At 44.4% G+C, this 9636-nt stretch carries 9 protein-coding genes; 1 reads left to right on the forward strand and 8 read right to left on the reverse strand.

The annotated features are described in order from the left end of the window. Nucleotides 1-201 precede the first annotated feature (201 nt). Nucleotides 202-1725 carry an S-layer homology domain-containing protein gene (locus AC1DVJ_RS08610; RefSeq protein WP_477589908.1) on the reverse strand — a complete coding sequence of 508 codons (1524 nt, stop codon included), beginning with the start codon at nucleotides 1723-1725 and terminating at the stop codon, nucleotides 202-204. A gap of 137 nt (nucleotides 1726-1862) precedes the next feature. Continuing rightward, a complete protein-coding gene (locus AC1DVJ_RS08615) occupies nucleotides 1863-2081 on the reverse strand; it encodes a helix-turn-helix domain-containing protein (protein WP_477589910.1) in 219 nt (72 codons plus the stop codon). A 216-nt stretch (nucleotides 2082-2297) separates the two neighbouring features. On the opposite strand from AC1DVJ_RS08615, the gene AC1DVJ_RS08620 reads away from it, so the two are divergent. Further along, nucleotides 2298-2678, forward strand: a complete 381-nt coding sequence (locus tag AC1DVJ_RS08620; RefSeq protein WP_477589912.1) for a helix-turn-helix domain-containing protein — start codon at nucleotides 2298-2300, stop codon at nucleotides 2676-2678. A gap of 7 nt (nucleotides 2679-2685) precedes the next feature. Here AC1DVJ_RS08620 and AC1DVJ_RS08625 read toward each other — a convergent pair whose 3' ends face one another. From AC1DVJ_RS08625 to AC1DVJ_RS08650, 6 genes are all read right to left on the reverse strand, one after another. Then, a complete protein-coding gene (locus AC1DVJ_RS08625; RefSeq protein ID WP_477589913.1) occupies nucleotides 2686-3375 on the reverse strand; it encodes a metal-dependent hydrolase in 690 nt (229 codons plus the stop codon). Between the two features lie 120 nt (nucleotides 3376-3495). Beyond that, nucleotides 3496-4797, reverse strand: a complete 1302-nt coding sequence (locus AC1DVJ_RS08630; RefSeq protein WP_477589915.1) for an ABC transporter substrate-binding protein — start codon at nucleotides 4795-4797, stop codon at nucleotides 3496-3498. Nucleotides 4798-4880: 83 nt separating this feature from the next. After that, complete coding sequence (locus AC1DVJ_RS08635) at nucleotides 4881-6467, reverse strand: response regulator transcription factor (RefSeq protein WP_477589917.1); 1587 nt, start codon at nucleotides 6465-6467, stop codon at nucleotides 4881-4883. 9 nt (nucleotides 6468-6476) lie between these two features. Then, the gene (locus AC1DVJ_RS08640; RefSeq protein WP_477589919.1) at nucleotides 6477-8318 is read right to left on the reverse strand and encodes a cache domain-containing sensor histidine kinase; all 1842 of its coding nucleotides are present in this window, start codon (nucleotides 8316-8318) and stop codon (nucleotides 6477-6479) included. Between the two features lie 48 nt (nucleotides 8319-8366). After that, a complete protein-coding gene (locus AC1DVJ_RS08645; protein ID WP_477589920.1) occupies nucleotides 8367-9179 on the reverse strand; it encodes a carbohydrate ABC transporter permease in 813 nt (270 codons plus the stop codon). Between the two features lie 12 nt (nucleotides 9180-9191). Next, a partial coding sequence (locus tag AC1DVJ_RS08650; RefSeq protein WP_477589921.1) for a carbohydrate ABC transporter permease occupies nucleotides 9192-9636 on the reverse strand: 445 nt, incomplete at its 5' end.

Genomic DNA, 9636 nt, shown 5'->3' on the forward strand with positions numbered 1-9636 from the left:
ATAAGCCCATTTATCCAAGAACAGAATAATATTGAACTTGCAAAGTTGGGGGAATTCCATATATATCATTCAATTTCTTAAATACCAGTAAATAGGCAAGGAAAAAAGGTATTCCTAGATTAAGCACTTTATCCAAGTGTCCAATCTAGGAATACCCCTCATGTCTTACCTACTTCTAAAATGTGTTTGGTCTGGCAAGCTTTACTTACTCTTTTGTACCAGAACTTTCAGCAGAACCGTTACAGCCTCTGCTCTTGTTGTTTTACCATTAGGATCAAATTCATTCGTACCTTTACCTTCTACAAGGCCAAGCTTCTTTATTGCTGCTACTGCTCCTTTCGCCCATGACGGAATGCTCTTGTCATCTGCGAAGCCGATTGTGCTTTCCGTATCGATAGACAGCTTAAGTGCATTTGCGATCATCGTTGCCATTTCTACGCGTGTTATCGTTGCATCCGGGCGGAAAGTACCGTCCTCATAGCCATTAATAATCCCTGCTTGAACCGCTTGCGCAATTGATTTCTGAGCCCAGGATCCGATTAACGCCGTATCTGTAAAAGTTAGCACCGCTCCTTCTCCTTGCGACTTCAAGGTGTTCATCAGCATGACGGCAAATTCCGCACGCGTGACAGTCTTATCCGGCTTGAATGTTCCGTCTGGATAACCGCCGACGATTCCGCCGCTTACCGCTTGTGTAATATTGGCTTCAGCCCAGTGTCCAGAAATATCACTAAAGTCAATAGTTGGATTTACAGACACTTCTGCTGATCCACCGACGCCGCTACTGGATGGTGCTGCATTCACTGTCACGGTATACGTTACTTTTGTTGTCCCATCCTCCGCAGTAACAATGACCTTCTTCCCTGTTGCCAATGTTGTTGCTACAGTCGTTCCATCTGCATCGTAGACTTCAAATGTTGCATTCGTTACTGGTGTGATTGCTGCTTTCAACGCGGCTAATGTTGTTCCATTTGGTATGTTTGTTATGGCTTCATTCGCTGTTCCACCTGTACTTACTGTTCCTTTGGAGGAAACCAACGTCGCAACCGTGTTTAATCCTGCATTCACTGTCACAGTGTACGTTGCTTTCATTATCCCATTCTCTGCAGTAACAATGACCTTCTTGCCTGTTGCCAAAGTTGTTGCTACAGTCGTTCCATCTTCATCGTAAACCTCAAACGTTGAATTCGCTGTATCGACTGATGTGTAGGCGAATCTTCTAGTAATTCCATCTGCATCTTTAACCTCAATACTCGGTTTGCCTTCGATGACGGGGGATAACAACAAGAGGCTGGTGCTCAACTGGATCCCTGCCTTAAACGAGGTTAACATTGTTCCAAACGGAATGTTCGCTATGGTTCCATTCACTATTCCGCCTGTGCTTACAATTCCTATGGTGGAGAACAAACTTGCAACCGATTTTAATTGAAAAGAGGGAAGACCTGTAGCATGGAAGACCACGCCGTCCATTGGTGAACAGTTCACCATAACTCCGCTCGTTGATCCAAAGAACCTCCGAGCTACTTCGCTCGGCTCTTCATTCGCACCTCCAATCGCACCTCCATCTTCACTTCCATCCTCATCACGAATAGTTTCTGGAATAATCAGAGCAAGATAACCTGCTGATGCACAATAGGCAGACGCTGGAGACGTCCCTATTGAAAAGATAAATCCTACTGAAAAAACAAGTAAAGCAATGCTCACATACATCAGACGCTTAATCATCATATTTTCCACCTCGTCTTTGAAGTTCTAACGAAATCTGAATGGGTTACCAAAACCAATATCACCTATTGTATATCAAATCCACACAAAAACGCCTCCCCCAAATGGGGGAGACGCAAAGAAAAATTTGATTCTTGTTACGCTATATTGATATGAAATAGCTCMTCTAATTCCATCTCTAGCACATCGCTTAATCGCTTAGCTGTTGAGGGGCCCACCGATTTAATCGACCGCTCGAGTAAGCTTATGTAYGCATGGCTTACGCCTGAGTGTCGCGCCAGCTCGCGTTGCGAGTAGCCTTTGGTTACTCTCGCTTTAATGAATGCATCCGTTTTGGCCAAAATTCGTATATGCATCGCCGTATCTCAAACCCCCATCCTCACTTCGTCCTATTAGCAGTATACCTCGCACTCATTCGCTAATGCAACCACTAAAGTTTACTTTAGTAATATCACTTGTGAGCACCGTATACCAATAATACCCTATGAACTTCGGGATTGTAATTACTTTAGTAAACTGTTAGTATTAAATCGTTTACTAATGTTTACTTCGATGAGTGAGGATGAGCAGTTATGTACTTTTACGATAAATTAAGAGATATGCGTAAAATGAAAGGCTTCACGATTCGCGAGCTAGCAGATCGCTCAGGTGTATCTGCGGCCTATATTTCACAGCTGGAGAATGGCAACCGCGGCATTCCTTCACCTGACGTACTGATGAAATTGTCCGAAGGGCTGAATACGTCATATTCAGAGCTCATGGACATCGCTGGTTATTTGGAAACCTCACAAGCGAACCAACCTTTTCAAAGCGATCCTGTTAATCTACGGCGTTTTCTTCGTGAAAATGAGTTAATGTTCGATGGCTTTGTCTTAACGGCTGAAGATAAGGAATGGGTGGAGCGCATGCTCACCGTCCTATTCTGGAAGGATCGTCAATCGAACAAAGACTAACACTCCATTACAACTCCAATTGTTGCCCGGGCTCCATAACTATCCCTCTAATACCTTCCTTCGCTAGGCTTGCTACAAAAGCCTCTGGATCCTGTTTAAGTATAGGGAACGAGTTATAGTGCATCGGGACAACTGTTTTGGCCTTCAAATATTCCGCAGCAATCACGGCATCATCCGGTCCCATTGTGTAGTTATCTCCGATCGGCAGAAAAGCCAGATCAATCTCATTTAATTTGCCAATCAGCTTCATATCCTTAAATAACCCCGTGTCTCCTGCGTGATAAATGGTTTTCCCTTCTACCATAAGCAAGAATCCACTCGCCAAACCTGTATAAATATTTTCTTTCGTTCCTGGCGGATTATACGAGGAATCGTGTAAGGCTTGTGTCAATTTCACGCGGCCAAAAGGAAACTCAAAAGCTCCGCCGATTCCCATCCCATGCGTTTTAGCTCCTTGGGAGCCTAAATATCTGGCCAAATCATTGGGAGCAATAACGGTCGCACCATTGCGCTCTGCAATGGATAACGTGTCACCAACATGATCCCCATGCCCATGTGTAACGAGGATGTAATCCGTCTTAATATCTTCCTCTTTGACAATTGCTTGCGGATTCCCTGTTAAAAAAGGGTCAATAATCAAGGTGTGTTCCTTCAATCGAATTTCGACACAGCTTTGTCCATGGAAAATAATGTTCAATKATTTCAGCTCCTTTGCGTTTATGTGCTCATTCTAACATAGTTATCACTCGGAATTATAATTATGCTTCACATCGAAAATCCCCTTTCAGAAAGCTCTGAAAGAGGACATTTTTGYGGGCTAATTAGCCAATATGCCATTCATTTTTTTCYCGAGTTGTGCAAGCCCCTCATCCGGATTAAGCCCGCCCATGACAATACTTTGAAGATCCTCGGAGAGTGTTGTGAAAATCGTCGCATATTTATCCGTTTGCGGTGCGAATTTAACATGATGCTGCGCTTCGATGAACAATTTGCGATAGGGCAGCTGTTCAAATTCATGACTTTGAAGCACCGCTCGGTTCGTTGGTACATGTCCGGCTTGCCCCCATGTCATGGAGCCTACCTTAGAGAAATAGGCCATAAACGCCATAGCTGCAAGCTGCTTTTCCTTCGTTACGTAGGTAGGAATAACGAGCGTATGCGAGCTTCCCCACTGCGCGTTGCTGCCGAATAGCGCAGGAAGCGGCATAATCCCAACAGGAAGGGAAGGCTCACTTAGATGGTAGCCCGCTTCCCATACACCGCCAACCCATAGTGCCGCTTTGCCATTATGGAACGTATCCCACGGCGTTTTGTCGTTAACGTCTGAGAGCTTGCTGCTATAGAGTTGTTGATAAAATTTCAATACACGGCTCGCTTTATCATTATGGATCGTTGCCTTCGTCATGCTGCTATCCAGCAATTCTCCACCAGCCTCATAATACATATTGAGGAATGGCTCTTGGAAATAGGGCGTGTTCACAGCAAATGGCTGAACATTCGGTACTTTCGCTTGAATTTGCTGAAGTAATTGTATGAATGCCTCCGGCGTTGACGCAGCCAACTTAGGCGTTTCATCGTCATTCAACAAGTCCGCTTTTTTCAAAATCGCTTTATTGTAATACAGCATGTGAAAATGAGTGTCCAAAGGGATCGCATACGTCTTACTCTGAAAGCTCACACTTTGTACATTGCTCATCTCCAAGTCTTTGAAATCAAATCCGATCTCACTCGCCAAGCCATCCAGCGGCATAATTTGCTTCGCCTTTACGAATGGTGACATGCGGTCTACATGGGCTACGGCCACATCCGGACCTTTCCCCGAAGAAAGAGCTGTGCTCAGTTTCACATAATATTCGTTCGATTCTAATCGAAGCTGCTTCACGTAAACACCCTTTTGTGAAGCATTGAAGTCATGCACAATTCGTTCTACAAACTCCCCTTCGCCTCCGCCGAATGGATTCCAGAACGAAATTTCCACAGGCGTTTCTATGCCCCCCGTTGTTTTCTTACTATCAGTTAATTCCTTCTGATGATTGGGCAGGATTGAACATCCCGTTAGTAGTAATGCGAGACTACATGCGATTCCAACGCTCAGTTTGATCTTTTTTTTATCTAACAATCCGATCCCCCCTTTACCCCCAAATACATGACGACTAAAAGCTCCTCGGTAAGCGTTTGCAATCGCGCAAGAGAAGACTTCGATTACGACTTGTCTTCTCTTGCGCGATTGCGATATTCCGCTGGGGATGAACCAGTAATTTTTTTAAATACTTTCGAGAAATATTTAGGGTCTGGAATCCCAACCAAATGCCCTATATCTGCTGTCTTTAGCTCACTTGTTAATAATGCTTTGGCTTTCTCAATGCGAGTACGCGTTAAATACTCTAAGAAGCTCTCACCCATTTCCTTTTTAAACAAGTTGGCAAAATAGTTCTTACTTAAGTGAACCAGATTGCTGATGGATTGCAGTGAAATCTCTTGCTGGTAGTACTGCCCAATATATTGGGCTGCTTTAATAATGCCGTTTCGATCACTATTATACACACCAATCATATGCGCAATGAGTTCTTCAAAAGCTTTTAAAAACCAAGCCTTACTCATCTGGATCGTCTCCAGTTTGGACAATTGCTCATAATACTGCTTCTTTAGTTGGAGAATGCTTTGCTGATCGCTTGYCACCTCAGACCATAAGGTCGTGAGCAGAATAAGCAGCTCCAACGAAATAATTTCCACGAGATCATAATCCTTGCGTGCCGTAAGCTGTTCGAAAATATCTTCCAAATAGACTTGCAACTCTTTCGTTTGAAACGCATATACCATCGAATGGATATGGGTTGTGCTAACTTTAATATTATCTGCCATTTGCGTTTTTGCAGGCACATAATCAACGCCGTATTGAATGGCTCGCTCACTGCCAATGAACATTTTATATTTCGCTGCTGCTGTCGCTTGCTCGTAGGCTTGGTGCAGCCCCGCCCAACTGGACGTGCTCATACTAATGCCTATCGTACACCTCATCGCGTAATGATCCTTGAGATAGTGAAGCACGGACTGTGCCAATAACTTCATGTCAGCAATGCCGGTAGTTGCCATCTTCCTTGTAAAAAGAAGAACATTCATTTCCCCTTGTCGATCTGGAAAAGCTTCATAGAGATCCTCCGAGGAAGTGGACATGACTTCACCAATCGCCGTGCGTATCAACGATTGGCCCTCCTCGACACTCTGCGTCCATTCATTCTTTGCGATATGAAGCACATATAAGGGCAGCTTGACTTCCGATAGCCTTAAGCTTGCTACCAAATGCTGTCTGCGAGCAGGGTCCATTTCTTCCAGGAGCTCCATCATCCGTTTTTCTTTCACGATAGGTTCAACGTCACTTAACGAAAGCTTCTGTTCGCTGATGGGTAAGGCCTCGTTGATCGCTTCCTTCACACGGAGCAGCGTCCCCTCCAGGTCTCGCGGCATCATATCTGACTTGATCATATATTCGGATACCCCATTGTGAATGGCTTCTTTCGCATATTGGAAATCCTCCAAATTGCTAAGAATGACTATTTTCATATGGGGATGACTTTTACGTACTTCCGTAATTAGTGTGATACCATCCATAACGGGCATTTTGATATCTGTAATTAGAATATCTGGCGGGTTCTCGCGGATCAAGTCCAACGCTTCCTGCCCATTCGCTGCCTCACCGCTCACCGTCAAGCCCAGCTTATCCCATTCAATCATTGAGCGAATGCCGAACCTCACGATATACTCATCTTCCACAATCACAACTCGCAACATGATCTTCACCTACTTCATTTCTGGCAGTCGAATACGAATACATGTACCCGCTCCAGGTTCACTTTGAATGTCCAAACCATACATCTTCCCACAAATGAGTTTAATTCGTTCGTCTACATTTGCTAAACCGATCCCACTTACTTTATCAACGGAAGGCGCTTCATGCCTGTTCAGACTTTGAACAAGACTTGCGTCCATACCACGCCCATTATCCAGTACCTCGAAGCGTATACCGCCCTCCGGATCAACAATGCAATGAATATGAATTTCGCCTGTTTCCCTATCTGTAAAAGCATGAAGGATGGCATTCTCCACAATGGGCTGTAGGATCAGCTTCGGCGTGCGGAACGTACGAACCTCCTCGTCCAGATGGACAAATGTCTCGATATTGAAGTTAAATCTGAACTTCTGAATCCCCAGATAACACTGGACATGTTCAATTTCTTCCTCAATCGTGACCGTCTCTTCGCCTTTCCCCAAGCTTATTCGCAGCAATCGGGATAAAAGACTGACCATTTCGGCAGCGTGATTCGCTTTCTGCAGGAGTGCCGTCCATTTAATGATATCCAGAGTATTATACAGGAAATGCGGGTTAATTTGCGCTTGTAACGCCTTTAATTCCGCCACGCGCTTATGATTTTGTTCCTCATAAACAGCCTCAAGGAGACCATCAATGCGGGCAACCATGTAATTAAAATTTTCGCCCAAAATATCAAATTCGTCATTACGACGTTTCGCTTTGAACCGAACCGTCAGGTCACCCGACATGACTTGCCGCATTAATCGAATCATCTTCAGGATCGGCTTAGAAATCGAGTTCGCGAGCAACATTGCCGTCAGAATGGAGAACAACAGACATATGAAAGCGATCACCAAAATAATTTGCAATAACCGATTAGAGTCTTTGTATAGGGAAGCCTCTGAAATCATATTGACGACAATCCAGTCGTTGGTATGGAGCTTTTTATAATTCACAATCAGTCTTTCACCTTGATATTTCAATGGAAAAACAGATTCGTCCGTCGCCCCTCGAAACATCTCCGTGTAGCCTTCTTCGCCTAGCACTTCCTTCACACTTTTCCCCAACAATTGACTGTCCGGATACGAAATGATCTGACCACTGCCATCAATCACAAAGCTTTCAATATCCATATTACTCTTGGTCGTTCGAGCACCAATTTCTTTCAGCACATCCTCGCGAATATCGAGTACGGCAATGATCCCAACTGGACTATCATCGGACATCTTATAAATTTGCTTGGCCAGTGAAAAGACGTGAACTTTTTGCGTGTTCAGACTATCAACATAAGTTCCCTGTCGCGTGGAAAACCAGCGAAAATTACTCCCATCCTCCAAGGTCTGCAGGAATGGGGATACTTTGTCGGCAGAGCGATCGTTCCATCTATAAATTCCCTTGATATAGTGCCCCGGTGAAAGGAATGAAATCGACTGTAAGTCCTGATTAATCGCAATAATGGTTGATAGCTTCGTTGTCAGGGATAGACTATCTAGATCATATTGAGATGGATCCGTACGATCCAATGTCCGCAGCATCGTAACAATTTCATTGTTATTTACAACCTGCATCATCAAATCTTTGTAGATCCCAAGTCGAGTGTCGATGTTCTCCGCTGTCTGTTTCAAGAGCTGTTCCGAGTATTCCGTCACTTTATTGTTAATCGTTGATTTCGATATCGAATACGAAATAAACCCCAAGGCAAGCAGGGGCGTTAGAGAAAAGAGGACCAGCAGCAGCATCCACTTATAGCGAATGCTGCTCGTCCATTTATACATCCATGATGGAAATCGTTTGTGGCGTTGATGTGTCGCAACTTCTGATGTTTGGGTCATCGTTGGAACAACCCTTTCTGGGGTCTGACTAGTAGAGAGATAAGCCTATTAACCTTTAATCCCGGACATTGCAACCCCTTGCACAATTTGACGTTGCAGGATAGCAAACACTAGAATCGTCGGAATTGCTGCAATCGCACTTGCTGCCATGATCAGATTCAAGGACATCGTATTATTCGACAAAAATGTCGGTAGTCCTGCCGATAATATCATGTTCTCTTGCGAGGTAATGGATAGGTAAGGCCATAAGAAATTGTTCCACGATAGGATAAAGTAGAAAATCCCGACGGAAAACATGGCAGATCGGGTTAGCGGTAGACAGATACGATACCATAATTCAAAATTTTTACTGCCATCAATCTGTGCTGCTTCGATATAATCCTTCGGGACGCCATCCATGAACTGCTTGAGAAGCAGGATCCCGATTGGATTCGTGAGTCCAGGCAGGATGATCGCCCACATGTTATCAATCAGCTTCAGATGAAGCGTCGTTTCATAGAGTGGAATCAAAATCGCTTCCGTTGGAATTAACAATCCAGAAACGATGATGACATAGAACATACCTCTGGATTTAAACGGCAGCTTCGAGAAGGAGAAAGCTGCTAGGGAGCTGAAGAAGAGTGAAATTACAGTTGTCAGCACACCGATAACCGCGCTGTTCCACGTCCATCTCAGGATCTGAGAATCTTTGATCACCTTCGTATAATTATGCAGCTGTAAATCCGAGAAATCCACCCAATCACGAAGTGTGGAGACATTTACGCCATCCGGTTTAAGGGATACAATCAGCATCCAAAACAGTGGAAACATAAATAAGAGGGCCAGCAGCACCGCGATGATGTTGATCGCGAATCGTTTCATGTTCAACCTCCGTCAATCTTTTCTGTCTGTTAATTTGAACTGTGCCACTGCGATGAGCAGCATGATAATGCAGAATACGATGGACTGAGCCGAAGCAAGACCGAACATATCCTTTTTAAACCCCGTAACATAGATATAGCGAATCATCGTATTCGTGGAGTCCCCCGGACCTCCGCCCGTCATGATCTGTACTTGCCCAAACAGCTTCAAGCACGAGATAATTTGATAGAAAACTTGTATTTGCATGACTCTCGACAGACCAGGAAGCGTAATATGAATGAATTGCTTCCAAGCGCCAGCGCCATCTATTTTCGCAGCTTCGTAATGATCCGTAGGAATTTCTTGTAAGCCAGCTAGGAACAGCACCATTACGAAACCTACTGACCACCAATCGGTTGTCAGGGTAATGGCCCACCAAGCGAAATGTTTATCCGTCAGCCAGTGAATGTCACCAGGT

The sequence above is a fragment of the Paenibacillus sp. P4_A9 genome (genome assembly GCF_056402415.1).

Coding starts and splice junctions, on each gene's coding strand:
- AC1DVJ_RS08610 (WP_477589908.1), bottom strand. CDS start 1,725: ATGATTAAGCGTCTGATGTATGTGAGCATTGCTTTACTTGTTTTTTCA.
- AC1DVJ_RS08620 (WP_477589912.1), top strand. CDS start 2,298: ATGTACTTTTACGATAAATTAAGAGATATGCGTAAAATGAAAGGCTTC.
- AC1DVJ_RS08640 (WP_477589919.1), bottom strand. CDS start 8,318: ATGACCCAAACATCAGAAGTTGCGACACATCAACGCCACAAACGATTT.
- AC1DVJ_RS08645 (WP_477589920.1), bottom strand. CDS start 9,179: ATGAAACGATTCGCGATCAACATCATCGCGGTGCTGCTGGCCCTCTTA.